Origin of the sequence: Salinadaptatus halalkaliphilus (assembly GCF_006543045.1) — an archaeon.
Taxonomy (GTDB): domain Archaea; phylum Halobacteriota; class Halobacteria; order Halobacteriales; family Natrialbaceae; genus Salinadaptatus; species Salinadaptatus halalkaliphilus.
In genome coordinates, this window is the sequence record NZ_RBZW01000003.1 from 116120 (window position 1) to 141058 (window position 24939).

19 protein-coding genes and 2 tRNA genes are annotated in these 24939 nt (G+C 65.9%); 16 read left to right on the forward strand and 5 right to left on the reverse strand.

All coding sequences use genetic code 11. The features are described from left to right. The first annotated feature begins 81 nt into the window (after window positions 1-81). The 3 genes from D8Y22_RS00660 (at window position 82) to D8Y22_RS00670 (ending at window position 4904) form a co-directional block, all read left to right on the forward strand. Window positions 82-1728: a DUF255 domain-containing protein gene (locus tag D8Y22_RS00660; RefSeq protein WP_141462633.1), complete on the forward strand. Its 1647-nt coding sequence runs from the start codon at window positions 82-84 to the stop codon at window positions 1726-1728. An 81-nt stretch (window positions 1729-1809) separates the two neighbouring features. Next, the gene (locus D8Y22_RS00665; protein ID WP_141462634.1) at window positions 1810-2628 is read left to right on the forward strand and encodes a TrmB family transcriptional regulator; all 819 of its coding nucleotides are present in this window, start codon (window positions 1810-1812) and stop codon (window positions 2626-2628) included. Window positions 2629-2807: 179 nt separating this feature from the next. Further along, on the forward strand, window positions 2808-4904 hold the full coding sequence (locus D8Y22_RS00670) for a bacterio-opsin activator domain-containing protein (protein ID WP_141462635.1): 2097 nt from the start codon (window positions 2808-2810) through the stop codon (window positions 4902-4904). A 386-nt stretch (window positions 4905-5290) separates the two neighbouring features. Here D8Y22_RS00670 and D8Y22_RS00675 read toward each other — a convergent pair whose 3' ends face one another. After that, complete coding sequence (locus tag D8Y22_RS00675) at window positions 5291-6058, reverse strand: protein-L-isoaspartate O-methyltransferase family protein (protein WP_141462636.1); 768 nt, start codon at window positions 6056-6058, stop codon at window positions 5291-5293. A gap of 163 nt (window positions 6059-6221) precedes the next feature. Continuing rightward, window positions 6222-6294, reverse strand: a tRNA-Pro gene (locus D8Y22_RS00680). A gap of 82 nt (window positions 6295-6376) precedes the next feature. On the opposite strand from D8Y22_RS00680, the gene D8Y22_RS00685 reads away from it, so the two are divergent. The 9 genes from D8Y22_RS00685 (at window position 6377) to D8Y22_RS00725 (ending at window position 15655) form a co-directional block, all read left to right on the forward strand. Beyond that, window positions 6377-6631 (forward strand): pro-sigmaK processing inhibitor BofA family protein, encoded by a 255-nt coding sequence (locus tag D8Y22_RS00685; RefSeq protein ID WP_141462637.1) that lies wholly within the window; start codon window positions 6377-6379, stop codon window positions 6629-6631. A 113-nt stretch (window positions 6632-6744) separates the two neighbouring features. Further along, a complete protein-coding gene (locus D8Y22_RS00690; RefSeq protein ID WP_141462638.1) occupies window positions 6745-7371 on the forward strand; it encodes an FxsA family protein in 627 nt (208 codons plus the stop codon). A 68-nt stretch (window positions 7372-7439) separates the two neighbouring features. Next, window positions 7440-7513 (forward strand) — tRNA-Ile (locus tag D8Y22_RS00695). A gap of 117 nt (window positions 7514-7630) precedes the next feature. After that, window positions 7631-8185 carry a DUF192 domain-containing protein gene (locus tag D8Y22_RS00700; protein ID WP_141462639.1) on the forward strand — a complete coding sequence of 185 codons (555 nt, stop codon included), beginning with the start codon at window positions 7631-7633 and terminating at the stop codon, window positions 8183-8185. Window positions 8186-8399: 214 nt separating this feature from the next. Beyond that, on the forward strand, window positions 8400-8615 hold the full coding sequence (locus D8Y22_RS00705) for a MarR family transcriptional regulator (RefSeq protein WP_394348177.1): 216 nt from the start codon (window positions 8400-8402) through the stop codon (window positions 8613-8615). After that, window positions 8602-9147 carry an HTH domain-containing protein gene (locus D8Y22_RS00710; protein ID WP_141462641.1) on the forward strand — a complete coding sequence of 182 codons (546 nt, stop codon included), beginning with the start codon at window positions 8602-8604 and terminating at the stop codon, window positions 9145-9147. Before D8Y22_RS00705 ends, D8Y22_RS00710 begins: the two co-directional genes overlap by 14 nt. Before the next feature lie 94 nt (window positions 9148-9241). Then, a complete protein-coding gene (locus tag D8Y22_RS00715) occupies window positions 9242-12841 on the forward strand; it encodes a S8 family serine peptidase (RefSeq protein ID WP_141462642.1) in 3600 nt (1199 codons plus the stop codon). 82 nt (window positions 12842-12923) lie between these two features. Then, on the forward strand, window positions 12924-14108 hold the full coding sequence (gene cofG, locus D8Y22_RS00720) for a 7,8-didemethyl-8-hydroxy-5-deazariboflavin synthase subunit CofG (protein WP_141462643.1): 1185 nt from the start codon (window positions 12924-12926) through the stop codon (window positions 14106-14108). Window positions 14109-14245: 137 nt separating this feature from the next. Further along, the gene (locus tag D8Y22_RS00725; RefSeq protein WP_141462644.1) at window positions 14246-15655 is read left to right on the forward strand and encodes a hypothetical protein; all 1410 of its coding nucleotides are present in this window, start codon (window positions 14246-14248) and stop codon (window positions 15653-15655) included. A gap of 27 nt (window positions 15656-15682) precedes the next feature. On the opposite strand, the gene D8Y22_RS00730 is transcribed toward D8Y22_RS00725, so the two are convergent. The 3 genes from D8Y22_RS00730 to serS all read right to left on the reverse strand — a co-directional run bounded on the left by D8Y22_RS00730 (window position 15683) and on the right by serS (window position 19471). Further along, the gene (locus D8Y22_RS00730; RefSeq protein WP_141462645.1) at window positions 15683-16795 is read right to left on the reverse strand and encodes a DUF4350 domain-containing protein; all 1113 of its coding nucleotides are present in this window, start codon (window positions 16793-16795) and stop codon (window positions 15683-15685) included. After that, window positions 16792-17844 (reverse strand): S49 family peptidase, encoded by a 1053-nt coding sequence (locus D8Y22_RS00735; RefSeq protein ID WP_141462646.1) that lies wholly within the window; start codon window positions 17842-17844, stop codon window positions 16792-16794. The genes D8Y22_RS00730 and D8Y22_RS00735 overlap by 4 nt, the downstream gene beginning before the upstream one ends. Window positions 17845-18094: 250 nt before the next feature. Further along, window positions 18095-19471: a serine--tRNA ligase gene (gene serS, locus D8Y22_RS00740; protein WP_141462647.1), complete on the reverse strand. Its 1377-nt coding sequence runs from the start codon at window positions 19469-19471 to the stop codon at window positions 18095-18097. Between the two features lie 129 nt (window positions 19472-19600). Here serS and D8Y22_RS00745 point away from each other — a divergent pair, with 129 nt between their 5' ends. From D8Y22_RS00745 to D8Y22_RS00760, 4 genes are all read left to right on the forward strand, one after another. Next, window positions 19601-20095 (forward strand): hypothetical protein, encoded by a 495-nt coding sequence (locus tag D8Y22_RS00745; protein ID WP_141462648.1) that lies wholly within the window; start codon window positions 19601-19603, stop codon window positions 20093-20095. Window positions 20096-20245: 150 nt separating this feature from the next. Further along, a complete protein-coding gene (locus D8Y22_RS00750) occupies window positions 20246-21673 on the forward strand; it encodes an MATE family efflux transporter (protein ID WP_141462862.1) in 1428 nt (475 codons plus the stop codon). A gap of 64 nt (window positions 21674-21737) precedes the next feature. After that, window positions 21738-24338 carry a heavy metal translocating P-type ATPase gene (locus D8Y22_RS00755; RefSeq protein WP_141462649.1) on the forward strand — a complete coding sequence of 867 codons (2601 nt, stop codon included), beginning with the start codon at window positions 21738-21740 and terminating at the stop codon, window positions 24336-24338. 97 nt (window positions 24339-24435) lie between these two features. Next, complete coding sequence (locus D8Y22_RS00760; RefSeq protein WP_141462650.1) at window positions 24436-24897, forward strand: DUF2267 domain-containing protein; 462 nt, start codon at window positions 24436-24438, stop codon at window positions 24895-24897. The last annotated feature ends 42 nt before the right edge of the window (window positions 24898-24939 follow it).

Genomic DNA, 24939 nt, shown 5'->3' on the forward strand with positions numbered 1-24939 from the left:
ACGACCTGATTCTGCATACGTGTACGCTGCCTCCCGAAGCGCGAACGAAGGGCTTTCCCTCGCGGCCGGCGACGCTCGAGTATGGACGATTCAACGCGCGTCGAGTGGCGCGAGTGGGGACAGGCGGCCTTCGACGAGGCGGCGGCGGCAGAGTGCCCGGTCTTGCTCTCGCTGACCGCGACGTGGTGTGATCACTGTCACGAGATGGACGCGGAGACGTATTCCGAGCCCCGGATCGCGGCGAACGTCAACGATAGCTTCGTCCCGGTTCGCGTCGACGTCGACCGCCACCCGCGGGTTCGGGATCGGTACAACATGGGCGGCTTCCCCTCGACGGTCTTTCTCGCCCCCAACGGCGAGTTGCTGACCGGCTCTGGCTATCTCGGCCCCGACGGGATGCGCCAGGTGCTCGACAGCGTCCGGACGATGTGGCAGACCAAAGGTAGCGGCGCCGGCCGGGTGCCGCGTCCGCTACGCGAGGATAACCCGCCAGCCGGCGAGCTGACCGACGACGTCGAGGCCGCGATGCTCGGCCAGCTAACCGAGAGCTACGACGAGGTCGCCGGCGGCTGGGGGACCGAGCCGAAGTTTCCCCTCCCCGACGCCCTCGAGTTCGCGCTGAAACGCGACCGGGAGATGGCGCTGCGATCGTTCGACGCGGTGAGTGCGAACTTGCTGGACGAGTACGACGGTGGGTTCTACCGGTTCGCGACCGATCAGGACTGGTCGGGACTGCAGTACGAGAAACTGTTAGATTCGAACGCCGCGCTCGTCCGGGCGTTTGCCAACGCCTACCTGCATACGGGTAGCGACGAGTATCGCGAGCCAGCCGCAAAGACGATCGAATTCCTGACGACGACGCTGTGGAACGACGACGCCGACGCCTTCGCCAACAGTCAGGCCCCGGGCGAGCTCGAGGCCCACGGGATCGACGCGACCGATCGCGAACTCGCGGACGAACCGCCCGTCGACGACGGCGTTTTCGCCGGGCCGAACGCACTCGCCATCGACGGGCTCCTGACCTATTACGGCTACACCGACGACGAGCGCGCCCGCCGGTACGCCGAGCGTGCCCTCGAGACGCTTCGAACCGACTTTCTCGTCGACGGCGTCGTCGCCCATAGCCAGGAGACCACGCTCGGTCCCGAGAGCGAACCGATTCCGCTGCTCTCTACCCAGGCCCGGACGCTCGAGGCGCTGACGACGGCTGCGAGCACGCTCGAGCCCGGCCTACTCGCGGACGCGCGAGCGGTTGCGGACGCGACGGTCGACCGCCTGCGTGACGAGCGGTCGTTCCTCGATGGGCCGGCGGCGGGCGTCGGCCTGGTAGCACAACCGCTGCGACCGCTCGATTCGAACGTCGCCGCTGCCGAGGCGCTGGCCGACCTTGCGGTTCTTACCGGCGACGACGAGTACAGAACGTACGCTCGTGAGACGCTCGAGTCCTTCGCCGGCGCGAGCGATCGGTTTGGCCCCCAGGTCGCTCGCTACGCGACCGCGACCTCGCGGCTGCTCGAAGGGCCGCTCGTGATTCGGGTCGGTGACGGGGCGGGAAGTGACCTCCACCGCGCGGCGCTCCGGATGGCCGATCACGAGAAGGTAGTCGTTCCGGGGGCGACCGATGTACTGTCGGCCGAGCAAGCGCGGGTCGAACGCGGCGAGTTCGCCTCCGACGTAGCCGAAACTCCCGAACAGTTGAGCCAGCGTGTTCAGGCTGCCCTCGAGTAGCGTTGGGCGGGAACGGTCGTGATTTCGGCCTGGTGAGCAACTACCACAGTGTTTATGTTTCTTCGGTTGCCAGACACGTACATGGCCAGTCTCAGGGATCTCGGGCTCTCGGAGTACGAAGCAAGAGCCTATCGCGCGCTGCTGAATACGGGCCCCACAACCGCCAAGGAGTTGTCTCGAGCGAGCGACGTTCCGATGGGACGGATCTACGACGTGCTAAACAGCATCGAACAGTACAATCTCGTGCGGAGCCAGACGGCGAGTCGGCCGAAAAAGTACGTCGCCGTCGAGCCCTCGACTGCGCTGGATCGGTTGCTCGACGACAAGAAACGGGAACTCGAGGAGAAGGCCGAACAGTACGAGTCGATCGTCGACGACCTGGCGAACGAACTCGACGCTGCCGAGCCGGTCGAAGAACAGTTTTGGACCGCCGCCGTCGGTCCGGACGAGACACTGGACCTCCTGTTAGAACGATTAGCAGCCGCCGACGACCACATCGTGATGGTGACGGCCGATCCGATCCCCCAGCGGGACATGCAGGCCGTCAGCGAGGAGGTCAACGCCCAACTCGAGGATGCACTCGACCGGGGTGTCTCGATCGACGTGTTGATGACGCGCAAGATGGTGTCGTCGCTTTCGGAGAAGGTCGGCAAACGCTATCGGACGACCCTCCAATCCCGGGAGAATTACAACGTCCGAACCTACGAGGACGAAGCCGATTCGTTCAACACCGGCTCGTTCAACATCATCGACGGCGTCGAGGTTTGTATCCAGGTTCCGAACCCTCTCTCTTCGGACGATGCCTTCGGTATGATCGATCTCAAGGATCCCGAATTCGCCGCGAGCGTCCACGAGGAGTTCGCCCCGAAGTGGGACGAGGCCGAGCCACTCGAGTTCTGATCCGTCTGCTGGAACCGTATACCGGGAAACCGGAGAGGTGTCGTGGTTTCCCGGTATTGACTGACAGCGGTCCGTATGAATGCTAATCGTTTAGTACATTCGAGCAGGACTGCGGACACGCGTCGCAGTAGCTGACCGTCGCTGCTGTCAGACTATCTCGATCCACAACGAGTCGATCCATGTCTCAACCGATTTCCGTTCTCGTCGTCGACAACGAACCCGGGTTCGCCGACCTCGCGGCCGAGATGCTCGAGCGCGAACGCGAGGACATCGCCGCCGAGTCGGCGACCAGCGGTCCCGACGCACTTGCCCGTCTCGACGAACAGCCGATCGATTGTATCGTCAGCGACTACGAAATGCCCGATCTCTCCGGACTCGAGTTGCTCGAGCGCGTTCGTGAGCGCGATCCGGAGCTACCGTTTATTCTCTTCACCGGTCGCGGGTCCGAGGACGTCGCCAGCGAGGCGATCGCTGCCGGCGTGACCCAGTATCTCCAGAAAGAATCCGGCAGCGAACAGTACGCGTTGCTAGCGAACCAGATCACGAACGCCGTCTCACGATACCGAACCGAGACGGCGCTGCGAGAGAGCGAGCGCCGCTACGAACGAACCGTCGCGACCCTCCACGAAGCGACGCGACGGCTGATGCGAGCCGAGACGAAAACCGATATCTACCAGCAGGCGGTCGACGTCGCCAGCGACATCCTCGAGGCGACGGTCGCCGTCGCCTACGCCTTTGATCCCGGTCGTGGCGTTCTCGAGCACGCGGCGTCGGCGCGAACGTCTCGCGAGCCGGTCGATCCGGTCGAATCGTTCGAACGCGGCGACGGACGGATCTGGGACGTGTTTTCGGCTGGCGAACGCGAGTCTGTCTCCCACGATGCCGATGACGGCGTGACGATCAACGAGACGGTCAGCCGACGTGAACTGCTCGTCCCACTCGGCGCACACGGCGTCATCGCGGCGGGGACCTCGTCGACCGACGGGTTCGACGAGACGACGACGGAGCTGTTTCAGGTACTTGCAGCCAACACGGAAGCGGCACTCGACCGCGCCGAGCGCGAGCAGCTGCTCCGGGAACACGACCGCACGCTGACCGATCAAAACGAGGAACTGACGCGGCTCAACCACATCAACGAGATCGTCCGCGAGATCAATCACGGTATTGCGCAGGCTTCGACCCGCGAGGAGATCGAAACGACGGTCTGTAACCGACTGGCCGACACCGACCGCTATCGGTTCGCCTGGATCGCCACGACTGACGACGACGCGAGCGGTCCGGACACCTGGGACGGCATCGATGCGAGCTACGTCGATCGCATCCGCAACGACGACCGGGCGCCCGAAACGACACTGGCCGAGCGAACACTCGAGCGCGGCTGCGTCCAGATCGTCGAGAACGTCCTCGAGGCCGATGGCTGGGATCGTCGACGAACCGAGGCGTTGACCTACGGCTTTCAGACGATCGTCGCCGTCCCACTGTCGGCCCAGGACCACCAGTTCGGCGTCTTGTTCGTCCACGTCGACGGCGTCGACGCGATCGGCGATAGCGGACGAGACGTCTTCGCGGAACTCGGCGAGACGATCGGTTACGCGATCCGATCGGTCGAGCGGACGCAGGCGATGCTCACCGACAGCCACCTCGAGCTCGAACTCGTCTGTCGAGACGAGCGGCTGCTGCTCAACCGGCTCGCCGAATTCGTCGACGGTGAGATCACGGTCGAGGGGGTCGTCGACCGCGATGGCGACCCCAGCGTCTTCGTCAGTACGCCGGTGACGGCCGATCTCTCCGCTCTCGCCGACGAACGCGCGACTGTCGAGGCGACGACCCTTGTTTCGTCGGGCGAGGACGAACGCCTGTTCGAACTGACCCTGACGTCGATGCCGCTCTGGTCGGTACTTCGGAGCCACAACGTCCGATTGCGAACAGCGACCGCAGTCGACGGCGCCGCGACGCTCGTCCTCGACGTGCCCCAGCCGACCGAAACTCGCTCGCTCGTCGAAGCCATCAAAGCGGAGTTTCCGGCGACGGAACTGGTCGCACGTCGCGAAACGGAACGGACGCGGTCGGCCCACCAACTCGATACCTACCTCGAGGAGCGATTGACCGATAAGCAGTTTGCCGCCCTGCAGGCGGCCCACTACGGCGGCTTCTTCGAGTGGCCACGCGAGAGCACCGGCGAGGATCTCGCCGACGCCCTCGATATCTCTGCGCCGACGTATCACTACCACCTGCGAGCGGCCGAACGCAAGCTCGTTTCCCTCGTCTTCGAGTGACCGCGCCCCTGTTTCTCGAGTGGATCGCCACCACTCCCGAGAACCATCTAAACAATTAGAACTCTCTCAAAACCATCACTAAACAGTTAGAGGACATATTTATTCACATCCCAGCCATACGCTGAAATGGCGATCTTCGATAGACTGTCGCCACCCCCAATCCCCCACCCCCACTTTCGTGACGACCGATTATGTCTCGGGAGGTGCTACCTCGTCGAACGCGCAGTACCGATACACACAGCCCGTCGAACGCGCAGTACCGATACACCACGGCCGATCCGTGACCGGCACGCGTCGTCGCCACTCGAGAGCACAGCGACGGGCTGCTATACAGCGTCCCGTCCACCCGACGGATTCGACCCAGCAGTGCAGGGATGGGACGCCACTCAGGAACGTGGATATCGCGACGGCGCTTCCCTGGCGTCGTCCCACTCGATCCACTCCTGTTCCCAACCACGACGGCTCTGGGCACGTCGACGCGCGTGTTCCCGATCTTCGCGAGTCATCCGGTTTCGTTCGACTGCGCCGGGCTGTTCACCCTCGACGAGCAACGGATCGAGCGCCACGCTATCGAACTGGACGCGGTCGCCCCCGGCCGAGATCGCCTCGAGTTGCTGGATCTGGCTCCCACGAGGGTAGACGAGTCGCCCATCCTCGTGTAACTGCTCGAGGAGGGCTTGTGGCGGCTCGACGACTGCAGCCTCGAGCAGGATGCGATCAAAGGGTGCGTACTCCGGCAGCCCGTCGGCACCGTCGCGACAATCGACGAGGATGCCGTCGTACCCCGCCGCCTCGAGGTTCGTTCGCGCTTCGAAGACGAGCGGCCGTGCGATGTCGATGGCGTGGACGTTCATCTCGTCGACGAGTTCGGCCGCGACGGCCGCCGTGTAGCCGATTCCGACACCGACGACGAGCACCGTCTCGTCGTCCTCGAGTGCCAACGCCTCGAGCAACTGGGCTGCCGTACTCGGAGCGAGCGCGCGCGTCCCGAGTACCTCGTGATCGCGGTCGGCGTAGGCTCCACGCTCGTCAGGTAGAAACTCGTGACGGGGTACCTCCCGCATCGCGACGGCGACGCCCTCGTCGCTTACCACCTCCTTCGGTGGGGACTCGAGGCCGTCGACCATATCCTCTCGGAGTACCGCGGGATCCATACTCGAGCTATCGCGCCGGCGATTATGAAAGGCGCGCTTGCTCGCTCGGTGGTGGGAATCGGGTTGCTGGAACACGGTGGTCCACAGCAACGAGCCCGCTCCGATCGAGGACACTCGAACGAACCGATATGTGCGGCTCGTGCCGTTGTGCGCCACAAAAGTATGGGATCGCCCGGATTTGAACCGGGGTCACGGGCACCCAAGGCCCGAAGTATACCAAGCTAACCCACGATCCCGTACCTACTCCTTTCGGGTGGATTAGTTAAAGGGTTTCGTTCCGTGCCGAAGGGTTTTGTCTCTCGCAAGCGTCTCTCAACTATGGGTACAGGACTCGAGATCCTGCTGTTGATTCTGGTCCTCGCCGCCGTATTGGGCGCGTCGACGCTCATCGAGACGGTCAGGCCGTTTCTCGTCAACGCCGTCGTCGGTCTGGTCGTGTTGTTTCTCGCTAATGCGGTCTTCGGACTCTCGGTAACCGTCACGCCGATCGCGCTCGCGGTCGTCGCTATCGGCGGCATCCCCGGCGCGCTGTTAGTTATTCTGCTGGCGCTGTTCGGCGTCGCGTTCGTTTGAGGCGGTCCCGTCCCTGTCACCGTGGCTCGTCTACGAACGGTCCGTGAACCGTCTGCGTCGCCGACGTGCGACGAGAGTAAAGCGTTTTCACCCTCCACCGGCTATATCGGGGTATGCTCCGGTGGATCTTCGCGCTGTTGCTCATTCCGTTTCTCGACGCCGTCTTGCTCGCGGTCGTCGTCAGCCAGACCGGTGCCATCGGCTGGGTCGGGATGGTGCTGTTGGTCGTCCTCACTGGACTGGTCGGCATGCTCCTCGTTCGCGCAGAGGGACGGCGCACCTTGCGGAAGATGCAACGCTCGTTAGCCCAGGGTGAGCCCCCGACCAACGAGTTACTCGATGGCGGCCTGTTGATCGCCTCGGGCGCGTTCCTGCTGACGCCGGGGCTCGTGACCGACGCCATCGGCTTTCTGTTGGTCGTCCCGCTGAGTCGCATCCCGATCCGGGCCGCGCTCAAACGCTGGGTCATCGTCCCCTACGCCGACAAGAAAACCGACGGCTTCGCAAGCGGCGCCGTCTGGACCTACGGTTTCCCCGACGAGGCCGGTGCCGGCGGGTCGTCCAACGCCGGTCGCAGCGATGCTGCCTCGAGTGGGGACGGCACGTACGACCTCGGCGAGGACGCCTACACCGTCGATACCGGCGATAGCTCGAGTGCGGATAGCTACACGATCGACTTCGGCGAGGACGACCCACAATCGTCCGACGATCCCGACGACGGCGATCGGTTCCCGCGGTAGCAGTTCCCACGCCATTCTCGGAAAGAAACGTTTAAACATACCACCCGGCAACTATCGAGTGCAGACGCGGGCCGATAGCTCAATTAGGTTGAGCGCCACTCTGATAAGGTGGAGGCTCTCGGTTCAAATCCGAGTCGGCCCATCCTTCTCGCCGCAGCGTCGTCTGGGTTCGAGTGTTGCTGTCTCGTCGCACTCGAGGGAACTCACGAGAACACTCACAAACACTTTTTATCGGCGTTGTGGTCACACGGATCGGAGGATGACGTCACAGCGCTACCTACGAACGGACCGTCGGACGATGCTCGCTGGGCTTTCGACTGGCCTCGGTCTCACGGCAGTGGCTGGCTGTACCGGAATCTCTGACGGTGACGAAGCGACGATAGCGGATTCGGATGCCGACGACGCCGAGCCACCGGCCCACGCGGAGTACGAATCGACCGACGTTCGCGTGACAGATCCCGATGGCGACGAGTTGGGCGAAGTGACGGCGGCGATCGCCGATACGTCGGAGTTACAACGAACCGGGTTGAGCGACACCGAAACGCTCCCCGAGAACCGAGGAATGCTGTTCGTCTACGACTCGGTCGAGGAACTGACGTTTTCGATGCCGGAGATGGCGTTTCCGATCGACATTCTCTTCGCCGACGACGCGGGCGTCATCACGAGCATCTACCGCGCTCGAGCGCCTGCGCCACGCGAAGACGGCACCGAGCAGATCTACTACGGCGAGGGACAGTACGTGTTGGAAGTCGTCTACGAGTGGACCGCCGATCGCGATGTCCAGGTGGGTGACAGTCTCGAGTTCGAACTGTGAGGGCGGAGCGCGATACTGGTTCCCGTCGCTCACCGTTTCTCGGCCGGGGACTTGCTACGTGCCCAACCGCCACCACCTCTGTCTCTCGCGCTGGCAAATCCAGTTGTTCGCCGTCGAATCCCCGCCGATAATTACACCCTCCTATCTTCATGCGATATGAACACATGGCTCATCCAACATTTATGCGCCCATCCGTTGGCGATGTTGGTGGTTGTTGTCAACACCCGAACACCAAGTCACGGTACCGGATACTATCGACTCACCCGCAACCAAGCTCGTGTACGTGGCGATTACCGTGATCGAGACGGCGACAGTCTCGAGACTCCACCGCCTGCTCGATCTCTCGAAACTGACGTTGCTTCCGATACTCTGGTCGCTCGTCGACGCCGGTTTCATCCAGCGACAGGAGGGACGCTATGTCCGCCGATAACGGTCGTGCGAGGCTGCCGATGGCCCTCGAGGCACGGGAGTCGGTCCACGTCGAGTGCTACGTTCGCTCGCAACTCCCCGGACCGGTCGCCGAGCGGGCCAACACGATCGTCGGGCGGCTCAGGCGACTTCGCGACCACGACCGCCTCGACTCGTTTCGGGTGGTCGACTGGCCGCCAGTACATCGCCACCTTGAGTACTCGGTCAGCGAGCCGACGCGAGACGAACTGGTGCGGACGTTCGAACGGTGGGCCGACCGCAGCGAGGTCACGCTCGAGCCGGCGTTTCGCCGACGGGAGTCGCTCTCCTCGCCACTCGAGGGCGACGAGCTCCACGGTCGCCTCCGGGTGCCGGTCGTGGCACTCGCGGTGTACGACGACGTGGGGCCGTCGGAGACGCTCTGTGGCGTCGTTCCGTATACGGAGCCACGCGAGCAGGGTCAGGACCGAACGGTCACGGTCGCCGACTGGCTCGCTGCTGTCGAGCCGCCGGAGCTGACCGGGCAGGTACAGGTCCCGAAACCGACGACCTGAGGAGTGACGTAGCCGTTCTGCGAGGGATGATCTCAGTAGGCTGCAAGCGAAACGAGCGCTTATATGTGTTCACTGGATATACTCGAACGGTTACATGCCCTCCAGGCAGTCTGCACTGCTCGTCGGTGCAGTCATCGTGGCCCTCCTCGTGGTCGGTGGTTTCGCCGCTATGCCGAGCGGGAACGCCAATGGGGTCGCCGTCTCGGATGACGACATCGACGATACCACACCCGCTGACGACCCTCGACCGACCGGTGACAGCATCACCGTCGCCGTCGTCGATACCGGCATCGACGACAGCCACGCGGCGCTCGAGGGGCAGGTCGTCGACCGCATCGATCTGACGGACGACGGCGCCGACGCTGAGGGTGGCGTCGACAAGCACGGCCACGGCACCCACGTTGCAGGCGTCGTGGCCGGACAGGACGTGGACGGAGCACAACCGGGCGTCGCTCCCGGTGCCGATCTCGTCGATGTCCGGGTTCTGAGCGAGGAAGGCGAAGGCGACGCCGAACGGATCGCGGAGGGAATCACTTACGCCGTCGAGGAGGCCGACGCCGATATCGTGCTGTTGAGTCTCAACGTCGCGGGCGTCGACGACGAACCGATCGACGAAAGCGTCGCTCGAGCGACCGACCAGGGCGCCGTCGTCGTCGCCTCGGCGGGCAACACGGGCGCGACGCGCTCGATTACGACACCCGGGCGCACGCCAGAGATGATTACCGTCGGCGCGACTGCCGAGAACGGCTCGGTGCTTTCACACTCTTCACGTGGACCGACCGAGGAAGGCCATCTCAAGCCCGAGCTCGTCGCCCCCGGCCAACGAATCCCCGGGCCGGACGCCGGAACCGGGACCGAGTATACGACCCGAACCGGCACGAGTCTCGCCGCGCCCCAGGTCGCCGGCGCGGCCGCACTCGTCCTCGAGGCCGAGCCGGAGCTGCCGCCCGCCGCAGTCGAGAGCCGACTCGTGACGACCGCTCGGCCGATCCCGGATGCCGACGTCTTCGCGGCCGGCGGCGGCGAACTCGACGTCGATCGCGCGCTCGAGCCGGGTATCGTCGTCCACGATGGCGTCCTCGACTTTGGCTTACTCGAGGACGACGCGCCGGTCGAACGAACGGTGACGGTCGAGAACCGCGACGACCGGCCCCACGAACTCACGCTCGAGACATCCATCGAAAATCTCGACGCCGACGGCCCGGCAGGCCCTGCTACCGGCGAGACGCTCTCGGCGAATCGTACCGACCTCTCACTCGATCCCGGCGAGACGGCCGATATCGCGCTGACGGCCGATGCTGACACGTCGTCGGGCGTCTACTCGGGAGCGCTCGCGTATACGGTCGACGGCGAGGCACGGACGGCGCCGGTCGGGTTCGTCCGTGGCGGGACGCTGACCGTCGAGAAGCGGCCGTTCTCGGACGACGATCGGATCGACGGTGACCCGCTGTTTTTCTTCACCGAGGAGGGGACGCATTCGGGCATTCAGGACTTCGAGGACGGCGAGACGTCGTTCGTCGCTGGCAGCGGGACCTACGTGCTCTGGACGCGAGGCGTCGACCAGGAAACTGGCTCGATAATTTTCGTCTCCGAGCGAATCGACGTCGACGGGACCGAACGCGTCGTCCTCGACGAGGCCGAGACGGATCCGATCGGCGTCGACGCCGGCCCGCTTGTCGAGGCGTACGGGCCGCTCGAGAACCACACCATCGCGGTCTCGATGAGCGCAACGTCCGGCGATCAGCGGATGGAACTCTCACGGACGGTACTCGACGCCGACAACCGAACCGTTCGCGTCTCCTCGGAGCCGAGTAGCTCGATCGCGACCACGTACTTGCTCACGACCGACCCCGGCGGCGCGGGCAGACTCGAGGCCGGAGACGTGTTCCAACTCTCTCACGAGGCACCCAGCGCGGGCTGGAGTTCTCCGGTGACGGTCGAGCCCGCGGATCTCGAGACGACCGAACACCGCCTCCACCGAACGACGGCCGACATCGGTCCGGAAGTTCAGGACCGGACGGTGACGGCGACGGTCTGGAACAATCCGGCGCGGTACTGGTTCGACGCCGGCACGCAAGACGTTCAGCACGTCCACCGCAACACCGATCGCGCCAGTCACGAGCGTCGCGTCCGTGGGGACGGCTGGCAGGCCGTCGTCGACGATCGCGACGCCGCGTCGGTCGACATCCTCGCCCACCCCATGATCGCACAGGTCGAATCGCTCTCGGTGACCGACGGCACCGCGACGGTCGAGGGAGAACCGCTCGCCGACGGCGCCGGAACGGCGTTCGATCCGGGCCGGGCCCACGCCGTGTCACTCGCCATCGACGACGAAATCGTCACCGAGCGCGAGACCGACGCCCTCGAGCTCGTGGCCGAGGCCCCGGTCGAGCCGGGCGAGTCGGTCACCGCCCGACTCGAGGGCAACAACTCTGACGGGCGACTGTCGACACGGACGGTGACCGAAGTGAGAATCGACGAGTACGATCCCGAGCGCCCCCATCGAGCGCCGCTCGTCAGCGACGTCGACGTCGACGCGGATACAACAAACGCGGCCGGGCCGGGCGAGACGACCGTCGCGATCGACGCGACGGAACTCCGGTCGGTCTTCGAACCGATCGTCTGGTACACGACCGAGGATCGGGAGACGGCTCCCTGGGCGGACCCGACGGGCTGGAACACCGCGTTGACGGGCTACGCTGACGGCCAGCTCCTGGCGACGCTCGAGGTCCCCGAGGACGCAGCTACCGTGAGCCTGGCGGCGGAACTTGAGGCCCACGGCGACCGCACGCGCCTGCTGACGACCGACGCCTTCTATGCGGGTGCGGCCCCGAACACGTCCACGCGGACGATCGAGGGCCACCTCCAGGGCGCCGACGGGACGCCAGTCGCCAACGACAGCGTCCTCGCGACGCCCGTCGACGGCGACTCGCCGACGGTCACTCGAACCGACGCCGACGGCGCGTTCGCCCTCGAGGTGCCCAGAGACGAGACCTACGATCTCGAGTACCGCCGGGGAGAACCCTGGCGGCTCAACGCCTCCCTCGAGGACGATCGGCCCGCACTGGCGGCCCTCGAAGGGGTTACCGTCGGGGACGAGGACGTCGCACTCGAGCGAACGCTGCCGGCGGCCGAGCCATTCGACCCGCACGTCGTCGACGAGCGCGGCGAGCCCGTCTCGGGTGCGCGCGTCGAACTCGAGCACCGCGGCGACAACGTCACCGTCGATGTCGCCGGCGAATCGAACGACGACGGGCGGCTCCAGGCGGCAGACGCCGATCGTAGCGGGTTATCGATGGCCGGATCGATCGGCCTCACGGTTATCCCGCCCGAGGACGGGCCCTACGTCCAGGGCGCGTATCGGGCGAACCGTACGGTCGGCGACAGCCCGGAGCCGACGGTCGTCCTCGAGACGGAGCCGCCCGAGGCCGCCCTCGAGACGAACCGTAACTGGATGCTCGAGGGAACGCCGGTGACGCTCGATGCGGGCGACAGCGATGTCCCCGCAGGCGTCGCGGCGTATCGCTGGGATCTCGACGGCGACGGCTCGATCGATCGGACGACCGACGAAGCGCGCATTCGTCACGAACTCGAGCCCGGCGAGACCGAACTGCGCGTCACGGTCGTCGACGACGCCGGCAAGACCGATACGGCCCAGCGGACGGTCCAGGTCGACCCGCTCGAGGAGTCGTGAGGACGAGACGAGCCGTCGTGGATCGATGACGATACGTACCGGAACTGAAGCCCTTATGTGCGGCCGGACGACACACGGTGATATGATTCCCGGCGCGAGCGAGTACGGCGTCGACATCGCGGTCGCGGACGACGCCATCGACGACCTGCTTTCGGTCGAGCCCGCGGACGTGGAGGCGCCGCCGGCGTTGACGTTCGCGCGCAACGTCTTCGTGCCGCTGACGACCGCGTGTCGCTACACCTGCACCTACTGCACCTACTTCGATCCGCCGGGTCAGGCCTCGCTGCTCTCGCTCGAGGAAGTCCGTGAGATCTGCCGACAGGGTGCCGACGCCGGCTGCACGGAGGCGCTGTTTACGTTCGGCGATGACCCAGACGAGCGCTACACGGAACTGTACGACCAGCTTGCGGAGTGGGGCCACGACTCGATTCACACCTACCTCAGAGAGGCCTGCGAGGTCGCCCTCGAAGAGGGACTGTTGCCCCACGCGAACCCGGGCGACCAGACTCGCGAGCAGATGGCCGAAGTCGCCGACGTCAACGCCAGCATGGGCGTGATGCTCGAGTCGACGGCCGCGGTCGACGCCCACGCAGGGCCGCGCCGGAAGGAGCCGGGTCAACGGCTGCGAACGATCGAGAACGCGGGCGAACTCGACGTGGCGTTCACGACAGGCATCCTCGTCGGCATCGGCGAGTCCTGGCGCGACCGCGCCGAGAGTCTGCTCGCGATCGCCGAGATGCACGACCGCTACGACCACGTCCAGGAGGTGATCGTCCAGCCGGTCGTGAACAACGAGCGCTGGGACGATGGCTCGCCGGACCTCGAGACGATGCGCCGGGTGACGGCGATGGCGCGTGCGGCCTTGCCCGAGGAGATTTCGGTGCAGGTGCCGCCGAATCTCGCACCCGCTCGCGAGTTGATCGATTGCGGTGTCGACGATCTCGGCGGCGTCTCGCCGGTCACCGCCGATCACATCAACCCCGACTACTCGTGGCCCGCCCTCCGGGAACTCGAGGGGATCGCCGATCACGCGGGCGTCCCACTGGGCGAGCGACTGCCGGTCTACGAGCGATTCTTCCCGGCAGAGATGCGTACCGACGACTTCGAGGGCGTACCCGCCGAGGGGACGAGTCCCGACGACGCGAGCGATCGCGAGTGGCTCTCCCCGACGATCCGTGCGGCGTTGACGGCCGACGACGGGGCCGGAAACCGGTATCGACGTGTGCTCGAGTCGAACGCGGAGTTACTCGAGTCGAGTGCGGATTGAGACGGATTGCCGCCACGAAGTTGGATTTCTGACACGTTACTGTCGGTATCGCAGTCATTTACTATCGGCCCAGTGGCGGTGCAGTCGGACGTGACCAGCCCTCCAGCTCGAGCGAACGGAGTTGAGCAGCGGTGCGTGTGAGGACAGTCCTGCTCGTCGCCGTGCTCGTCGTCGGTGCCGTCGCGGGCGGTACGAGCCACGGTGTAGCGGCCCAGTCGAGCCCACCACCGGACGCTGTCGATAGCTACGTCGTTGAACAAGGCGACATCTGTCAGCCGATCGAGGCCCTCGAGACCGACGGGACGGTCGGCTCGCTCTACGATTACCGGAATCACGAGACCCATCCCGACAGCGACGACAATCTCTACAGTTCCTACGGTACACAGCACCTGCAGGCGGACGACACCAGCATCCTCATGCTTCACGAGGGAACCGACGGGACCAGCCTCGTCGTGGTCCACGACCGTCTCGAGGGCCAGACGGCTGGCGGCATGGTCTCGTTCGATGTCGTTGGCGTCCCGCCCGAGGCCGACTGGGTGGTCAGAGACGACGCCTACGAAGGCGAAACCAACATGGCCGAGTGGTACGGCGGTGAGGGCTGGCTGGGGGCGTCCTGGATCTGGGCCGACGGCCGAACCGACGGTGGCGCGATTAACGGCGGCCTCTCCGAGGAGTTCGCCCTGACGATCCATCCCGGGTTCAACGAACACTCGGCCTTCCACGACAACCCCGACCTCCACGACCCGGACTGGCACGACGACGGCCGCATCGAACGCTGGGAGGTCCTCTCCGGCGACATCGAGGACCCGGAGCGAACGACGCTCTCGCTCGCGGAACCGGTGACGATTCGAACCGGTACCTGTGACGGACCGGCGGTCACGTACGATCGAACCGCCGACGGTATCTCGGCGACGATCGACAGATTCGACGACGCTGCGGGCAACGGCGCCAACGACAGCAACTCGTCGCCCCACTCGAGCGACGCCGTCCAGTTCGAGCGGCTGGAACTGGCGGATGTCGGCCCCGCCGAACCGATCCGCGCCGACATCGATCCGGTTGACGACCTGCCGGCGCTGCCGGACGACCGCGACGCACTCTCGTCGCTCGCCGTCGACGGCGCCCACGGGGCCAGCGGAACCCTCTCGTTTAGCGTCGACGCTGTCGAACTCGAGGACGCGACCGGCAAAGAGAGCCTCGAAGCGGACGATTTCGTCCTCTACGAGGCCGACGGCGACGGCTGGGCCGAGGTATCACTCGAGGTCTACACCGCCGAGGACGGTACACTTCGGTTCGACGCGACGGTCGCGTCGGTCGAGCGACTCGCGGTCGCACTCGCGGAGCCGCCGGATCCGCCGGCACAGAACGCAACGACCTCGTCGGAGCCGGCTACGGAACGCGATACCGAGACGACTCACTCCGAGACCGACGGTTCACAGCAGAGCGTCGACGCCGACGTGCTGTCGATACCCGCCATCGCGGTCGTCGGAGTCGCCGTTACCGTGCTCTGTGGGCTGTTGTGGCTGTACTCGAGCCGGCATCTGGAGTGACCGACCGTCGCCGGTCGGTGGCGCAGATCAGTCGGTTTCCTCCTGACTGTCGTCGACGGATTCTTCGTCCGCGTCTGTCGTCGCGTCGTCCGCACTGCCATCGCCGTCGGCTTCGTCGAGTTCGTCAGCCAGTTCGTCGGGAATCTCCTCGTCGACAGCCGTGTCGGCTCCGGTATCGTCCGTCGGGGTTCCGGCGGGCGCGGTTTCGGCACCGACGAGGAACTCGAGGAGGTTGCCGATGAAGGCCTCGTTGTCGGCGCGGTTGTAGTGCTCGCTGGTCATGAATCCGACGTCGCCGACGGCGACGGCATCGTCGTTTTCGACGGCGACGGGGTAGACGCCGGCCTCGCGGCTCTCGGAGTGTTCGGCCGACGCGCTCGTCGTCAGTAGCGACTGGCCTGCCGTCGCGACCTGCGTCGGCGTGTCGAAGACGACGCTGTCGACGCCCTCGGTGAGCGGGCTCTCCGCGTCGGGCGTCGCTTCGATGGTGCGATAGTTGTTGTCCGATTCCATATCGTAGACGTAGCCGGTATCGTATCCGATGGCGAACTGGGAGGTGACCGAGGCGAACTCACCGTTGTCGGTCGGCGTACTCGTCCCGGCTGGCTGCGTCGTCGGCGCCAGGAGTGTGTCGCCGGCAGTGTCCGGACCGCCGGCGAACAGGACTCGGCCGTCGCCGCCAGCAAAGTCCGAAACGGCGTCGGCTTCGCCGGGTGTGTACCGTATCTCGGGTTCGACGACGACGAAGGCGTCGGCGCCCTCGAGCGCGTCCGAAAGCGCTTGCTCGCGTTCCTCGGCGGGCGCGTTCGGATCCTGGTTCGGCGGATCGAGGTACTCGACGGTGTGACCGCTGGCGGTCAGCGCCGAGACGACCGGCTGGAGATCGGCTTTCGAGATGTCGTTAGCGTGGGCGGCGTCGATCAGAACCGTCTGCGAACCGGCGGCATCGACGGTGATCTCGCCGCCGCGCTCGAGGTCGTGGCCCTCGACGGTCTCGGGCTGGAAGTGAGCGTGGTCGACGGACGGACGGTCGGTCGATCCCTGGTTCGTGACGATGCCGGCCGCGGCGACCGCGGCGACGGTCACCACGACGATGACGCCGAACAGTACGAGTCGGGACTGGACATCGTCGCGATTCACGGCGACGCACCTCCGTTCTCGGTGGCCGGTTCGTCGCGCGTCGACTCGGTGGCCGGTTCGTCGCCCGTCGGCTCGTCGGTATCCTCGTGTTCGGTGGCCGTGGCTTCGTGCGTCGCGGTTGCGGATGGCGGCTCGCGCGTATCGGCGATCGGTTCGCCGCCGACCGAGCCGTACATCGCGAGGAACGCGACCGTCTGGATCTCGCCGTAGTCACCGAACGTCTGGGGGTGGGCGTGTGGATCCTCGAGTGGCTCGCCGCCCTCCTCGATGAGGATGGCACCCGCCTGGGGTGGCTGGTCGTCGCTTAACTCCTCGACCTCGTAGTCGTCGAGGCCGGCCTTCTCCGCAGCGGTGCCGATCGCGACGTCGGTGTCACCGATCTCGTCGGCGAGACCGTTTTCGACGCCGTCGATGCCGGTATAGGTGTTTGCGTGGGCGAGTTCGTCCTCGGTAATCGTCAGTTCGTCACCGCGGTGCTCGAGGACGGCACCGAGGAAGGCCGCTTTCATCGTCTCGGCCTGGGCCGTCGCGTGGGCTTTCGTCGGCCCGGCTTTGTCCGGCCCGGTCGTGATCTGTTGGTCGGTCGTCGGCTGGTCGACGTGGGTCGCGACCACGCCGATGCTGCCGATCATCGAACCGGGATTGACGTAGATTTTGTCGCTGGGGGCGCTCATGTAGTAGCCCCCGGAGGCGCCCATCGACTGGACGCTGGTGACGACGGGCATCTCCTGGGCCGTCCGTTCGACGGCGAGATAGAGGCTTTCACTGGCGGTGACGCCACCACCCGGACTATCCACGACGAGCACGACCGCGTCGATCGACTCGTTCTGACGGGCCTCCCGGAGGTCGTCGGTGACGGCCTCGGCGGTCGGTTCGGTTATCGAACTATCCATCTCGATCACGGCAACCGTCCCATCCGGCCCGCTCGCTGCGCCCCAGGCGACCGGAGCGATCGCGGCGCCGACGAGAAGGGCAACGACGACGATCGTCACGTACGACCGTGCGACCGTCTCGAATAGGGACCGTATGGTGGGTAGCGTTCCACTCATGTGGCGAGTTACGGCATCGACTAGACAGTATAAAAAACATTCTGTTTAAATAACTAGTCAGTCGTCGGTCCATCCCGGAGTGCGAACGGCGGTCGAAACCCGTCCACGGAACGCTACGAGCGGCCCACTATGACAACCAACGGGAGAAAGAGCCCTCTCACGACGAGTGTGGGCAACGGCAACCTGCCAGACCGAACTGTCGGACGATACAGACTGGCGGTATCGTCCCGTCGATGCGGGGCTGCTGGTGCTACTCGCGCTCGCCCGCACCGAGTGCGCTCTCGCCGACCTTCTCGTGGCCCTCGATAACCTCCTGGCCGTCCATGTACGGTCGCAGTGGCTCGGGAATCGTCACCGTGCCGTCCTCGTTCTGGTAGTACTCGAGGATGGCGACCATCACGCGGGGCAAGGCGACGCCCGAGGCGTTCAGGGTGTGCAGATACTCGGCCGATTCGTGGCGTTCGGGTCGGTAGCGCAGGCCGGCGCGACGCGCCTGGAAGTCCTCGAAGTTCGAGGCCGAGGAGACCTCGAGCCAGCGCCCGCCCTCGTCGGGACCGTCCTCCATATCGTCGCCGGGCGCCCAGACCTCGATATCGTAGGTCTTGGCCGAGGCGAAGGTCAGATCGCCGGTACAGAGCTCGAGAATGCGGTAGGGAAGCCCGAGGCGTCGGAGCACTTCCTCGGCTTCGTCGAGCAGTCCCGCGAGGCGGTCGTAGCTCTCCTCGGGTTCGACGAAGTTGACGAGTTCGACCTTGTTGAACTGGTGGACGCGGACGATACCCCGCGTCTCGGTACCGTGCTCGCCGGCCTCACGCCGGAAGTTCGGGGTGTAGGCCTGGTGTTTCAGCGGGAGGTCGTCGTCTAACAGGATCTCGTCGGCGTACATGTTGGTGACGGGGACCTCCGCGGTCGGACAGAGCCAGAGATCGTCGTCGTCGTAGCGTTCGTTGTCGCCGCCGAGTCGGTAGGCATCGTCCGCGAACTTCGGCAATTGGCCGGTGCCACGCATCGACTCGCTCGAGACGGGAACCGGCGGGAAGACATCGACGTACTCCTGCTCGCGGTGGAGATCGAGCATGAACTGGATCAGCGCATGCTCGAGTCGCGCGCCGTCACCCTTGAGGAAGTAGAAGCCGGCGCCGGTGGTCTTCGCGCCGCGGCTCTCGTCGATGATATCCAGGTCTTCCCCGAGTTCGTAGTGGGGGACGACCGTCTCGGGCAGCTCGTGGTCGTCGTCGAATCCCCAGCGGCGATCCTCGACGTTGTGGCGCTCGTCGACGCCAAGCGGAACGCTCTCGTGGGGAATTTGGGGGATCTCGAGCAGGCGCCGGTCGAGTTCGTCCTTTTTCGCGTTGGCTTCCTCCTCGACCTCGACGAGTTCGGACTTGAGTTCCCGCGAGCGCTCGATGGCTTCCTCGCGCTCGTCCTCGTTGTCCTTGCCGACGAGTTTCCCGATCTTCTCGTTGATCCGGTTGCGGTCGTGACGCAGCGAGTCGCCGCGGGCTTTCAGTTCGCGCCATCGTTCGTCCAACTCGAGAATGCCGTCGAGATCTACGTCTGCGCCCCGATTGTCGAGGGCCTCGCGTACTTCCTCGGGGTGCTCGCGCAGATAGGTCCGGTCGATCATCGCCTGTGGCTTCTTTGTGCCCGTCCAAAACCGTATCGGAAGGCGTCGTGGAGCGCCGACGGACCCACGGCGTCGGCGGCCCGCTCGCAGCGAAAGACCTATTCTGGACTCGCGTGAATTGACACCCAAATGGCACGACCCCGCCGTCACTCGAGCGCCGCCGACGGGTTGGTCCGCGTGGCGGATTACGCCGGGTTCGCTCTGCTGTGGTGCTGGATTCTCGTCTCCGTCTTCTTTGTCCCTACCTGGTTGGGCTACTGGTGGGTCGGCACAGTGCTGTTCGTGCTCGGACTCGTCGTCTGCTGGCAGGCCGCGGACGCTTCCCACGATTCGGTTACGACGGTCGGCACGAAACGCGACGTTCGGACCGGCACGGTCGAAGACCCCGACATCGACTGCGACGAGTGCGGTCGTCGCGCCAAAGGCGGCGAGTCTCGCCGATACGAGCAGCGTCGTGTTCTCTTCGGGACCACGATCGCCGTCCTCGAGTCCGGCGAGAACGTCTACTGTCCGCACTGTCTGGACGATCCTCGCGATCGAATCGAACTCACGGAGGAACGACGTGACGAGGCCGACTCGAGTGTGGATCGCGACGACCATAACCGCGAGTTCGAACGCTCGTGATCGGTGCGGAGTCGATACGCGTCCGACAATATTGGTTGGCGATACCACATATCACTAGCGATCAAGTAGGTCTGGCTCTACGGTGTGAACGTGCCCGCCGCTTCGCAACCGGCCGAGAGCGATCTCACCGAGGGATCGCTCCTGGGGCCGATGTTCAAGTTGGCCTGGCCGCTCGTGGTCATTCAGCTCCTGCAGGTCGCGTACAACGTCGGCGACACCTTCTGGCTCGGTGCGCTCTCGCCCGACGCAGTGGGAGCGGTGAGTCTCGCGTTTCCCTTACTATTCCTGCTGATCGCCGTCGGGAGCGGCTTTACGACGGCCGGCGCGATCTTGATTGCCCAGCATACGGGTGCCGACAGCGGCAAGGGTGGGCTGATCGCCGGCCAGACGCTCTCGTTCATCTCGCTGCTCGCTATCGTTCTCGGGATCGTCGGCTATCTCGTAACCGATCCGATGCTCGCGGCCCTGCCGGCCGACCCCGACACCGAGGCCGCGATCATCCCGCTTGCAGCCGACTACCTGCGGGTGTTCTTTCTCGGGCTCCCCTTCGTCTTCGGCTTCTACGTCTTCGTCGCGCTCATGCGAGGCTACGGCAGCACCCGCATGCCGATGCGCGTGATGGCCATAAGCGTCCTCATCAACCTCGCGATCGACCCGCTGCTCATCTTCGGCGTCGGCCCGCTGCCCCGCCTCGAGGTCGCCGGTGCAGCCGTCGCGACGGTCATCTCCCGCGGGATCGCGACGGCCCTCGGGTTCTACCTGCTGTACTACACCGACGTCGGGCCCACGATCGACGCCGAGCACCTCCGGCCGCGGCTGGAGTACGTCGGCGAGATCGTACGATTGGGCGTCCCGACGGCGTTCGAGCAGTCGATGACGGCGCTGGCGATGGTCGCGATGACGGCCATCGTCGTCACGTTTCCGTCGGCGGTCGTCGCGGCCTACGGCCTCGGGAATCGGCTCATCTCGCTGGCGTTCCTGCCGGCGATGGGGATGGGCCAGGCGATGGACTCGATCGTCGGGCAGAATCTGGGTGCGGACAAACCCGATCGGGCGGCCTCGGCGACGTGGATCGGCGCGGGGGTCATCGGCGCCATCATGGCCGTCGCGGGTGCGATCGCGTTCGTCTTCCCTGAGCCGTTCGTCTCGGTCTTTCTCACCGCCGAGGCCGAGGGCCGGGCGGCGACGATCGCCTACGGCACCACCTACCTCCAGTTCGCCGCCGTCGGCTTCGTCTTCATGGGCGTTATGCAGGTCATTCTGGGCGCGTTTCGCGGTGCCGGCAACACGAAAACCGCGCTCGCCTTCGCCGTCTTCGGGCTCTGGCTCGTCCGCGTCCCCGTCACCCTCGCCCTGATCGTCGTCGCGGACTGGGGGACGACCGGGATTTGGGCCGGCGTCCTCATCGGCGACATCGTCGGCGCGATCGCCGCCGTCGCCTGGTTTACGCGTGGCACCTGGAAGGCGTCGCTCCTCGAGGACGACGCTGACGGTTCCGACTCGAGTGGTGGTCCCGAAGCGAGCGCCGACGCCGACGAGATCGGCGATTCCAGCGAGAGCGAGACGATGGCGGAGTGACGACCGCCGACACGCCCACCAACTCGCCGGACATCGTTATTAGCCTCGAGCGCGCACTGCCACTGTGGCACACGATCCGGAGACAGCCGACCAGTGTGCACTCTGCGGCGAGCAGCTTCCCGACCGGGCCGTCGACCGTGTCGGCGACACGTTCTGCTCGGACGGCTGCCGACATGTCGCGCGGGAGCTACCGCTCCCCGACGGGTCGGCGTCGGTGGACGTCGAGGAAACGCCGCCCGTCGACGCCCGCTCGTCTTCCGACGACGACCTCGAGCGGACGTTCTTCCGGATCGACGGCATGTACGCAGCGACCTGTGAGGCGTTCCTCGAGGCCGTCGCCGAATCACGAGACGGCGTCGTCGAGGCGACTGCAAGCTACGTCACCGAAGCCGTTCGCGTCGATCACGATCCCGACCGGTGCTCGGCAGCTGACTTGGAGGACGCACTGACGACGACCGGCTACACGGCGTATCGGCGCGATCAGGCCGATACCGGCGACGAGGACGCGGGCGGGACGCGACGCGCTCGAGAGATGTCCGGCCTTCGCAAACGGCGCTCGGAGGACACCCTCGAGATACGGTACATCGTCGGCGTCGTCTTCGGGACCTTCCTCCTGGTGCCGTACGTGACGGTCTTCTACCCGGTTCATCTCGCCGCATTTTCCGACTGGGGGATGCTCGGCCTGTACGGCGAGACCTTCGCCGACTTCGATGGCTTCCTCTTTCTCCCGCTGTCGTTCGTCGTGACTGGCGTCGTGCTCTATCTGGCCGGGATGCCCCTGCTTCGCGGTGCTTACATCAGCCTGCGGCTGCGGCGGGTGAACACCCACGTCCTCGCGGCGTGGACGATCGTCAGTGCGTACGTCTACGGCACGCTTGCGCTCGCGCTCGGGCGGACCGACGTCTACTACGATCTGACGATCGTCGTCGCGGCGCTGGTCGTCGGTGCGATCTTCCACGAATCGACGTGCAAGCGCCGGGCGAGCGAGCGCCTCACCGATCTCACCGCCTCCCAGGTGGCCGAGGCCCGCGTCTACGAGGCCGACGGCTCGACGCGGACGGTCCCGGTCGACGACCTCGAGGCCGGCGACCGCATTCTCGTGCGAGCGGGCGAACGAATCCCGGTCGACGGCGTCCTCCGGGAGGACGGCTGCACGGTCGACGAAGCGGTCGTGACGGGCGAGTCGCTCCCGGTTCCGAAAGCGCCCGGCGACCCGGTGATCGGCGGTGCCGTGGTGACCGGCGACGCGGCGGTCGTCGAGGTCGGCGCGGACGCGACCAGTACCATTGCTCGGCTCACCGAACGCGTCTGGGACCTCCAGAGCGTCGATCACGGCGTCGGCCGGCGGGCCGACGCACTCGCGACCAGGATCGCGCCGGCCGTCGTCGGTGCCATCCTCGTCGTCGGAATCGCCCAGTACGCCACCGGCAGTGCGTGGACGACGGTCACTATGGCGACGCTTCTGACGGTCGTCGTCGCGAGCCCGTGGGCGCTCGCGTTCGCACCGCAACTCTCCGTCGCCGAGTCCATTCGCGAGGCGGGCGAGCGCGGCATCGTCGTCTTCGACGAGACCGTCTTCGAGCGGCTTCGCGCCGTCGATACCGTCGTCTTCGACAAGACGGGGACGCTCACCGCCGGCGCGATGACCATCCACGAGGCCACGGTTCCCGACGACCTGCTCGAGGCTGCTGGGGCGCTCGAGCGCCGTGGATCACATCCGGCTGCGACGGCTATCGCGGCGGCGGTCGACGGCGACGGGACAGCTGTCGGTGACACGAACGACCGGGCGACGACTGACGGCGGGACCGACGAGGAACCGCCAGCCGACGAGAGAGCGGACACGGAAGCGACAACCGAGGAGGTGGCGACGGGAGAGACAACCGAGGATGGGGGCACTGGAGCGACCGCGGGAACGGAAACCGCGCCGACGGTCGAGGCGTTTCACAGCCACGCGACCGGCGTCTCCGGCGTCGTCGACGGTGGGGAGATACTCGTCGGCCATCCAGATCTGTTCCGAGAACGAGGGTGGGAACTCGAGGACCGGCTCGAGCAGCGCGTCGATCACGTGCGAGAGCGAGGACAGCTGCCGGTCGTCGTCGGCCGGGACGGCACCGCGGCGGGCGTGGTCGTGCTGGGCGACGAGCCGCGACCGAACTGGGAGGCGACGGTCTCGAGTCTCGAGGACGACGGTGTGTCGGTCGTCGTCCTGACGGGCGACGAGGCGTCGGCGGCGGCGTTTTGCGAAGCCCACTCGGGCGTCGATCACGTCTTCGCGGGCGTCTCGCCGGCCGGCAAGACCGCGGCGATCGGTCGGCTGCGAGCGTCGGGGACGGTCGCGATGGTCGGTGACGGCACGAACGACGCCCCAGCACTCGCCGACGCCGACCTCGGCATCTCGCTTGGCGGCGGGACGGCGCTGGCCGCCGACGCTGCCGATCTCGCCATCGTCGACGATGACCTTGCGGCGGTCGAAGACGCGTTCACTCTCGCACGCGCCGCTCGAGACCGAACCCGGCAGAGCCTCGGGCTGGCGCTTGGCTACAACGTGGTGCTTGTCCCCGTCGCCCTCGCCGGGCTGTTGAACCCGCTGTTCGTCGCCGTCGCGGCCGGACTGACGGCGACGCTCGTCGGTCTGAACGCCACCCGACCACTACTCGACTCGTGATCAACGAAGCGACGACCGGACGGATCGACGCTTGCGAGTTCCGGTACAGGGTCTATGCGATGGACGACCGTCGTACCGACGCGAGCACTGAGTCACCATGGGGACGAGCTACACGGAGTTTCTCGGCGAAGTACAGCACCGCATCGAAGCCGACACCCAGGGCGAGGCGGCCCGAACGACGCGTGCCGTCCTCGAGACCCTCGGTGAACGGGTCGACGAAGGCGGGGCGACGGACATCGCGAGCCCGCTTCCGATGGAGATCGATCGGTACCTCCTCGCGGTCGACCACGGCCAGCAGTTCGACTACGACGCGTTCGTCGACCGCGTCGGCGACCGGTTGAATTACGACGACCTCGAGCTCGAGACCGGGTACGGTGGGCCCGCAGCCGTCGACGACGCCGACGTGGTCTACCGGAGCAAAGCCGTTGTCGCGCTGGTGAGCGAACTGGTGCCAGGGGGCAAACTCGCGAACGTCGACCGACAGCTTCCCGACGACTTCGAGGACCTTTTCGAGTTCACCGAGGCCGAAACGACGCCCTGGGACGAATTGAGCCAGTAACGGCGTCGGTCCCACTACCGGAGTCGCCGGTCGTATCGAACA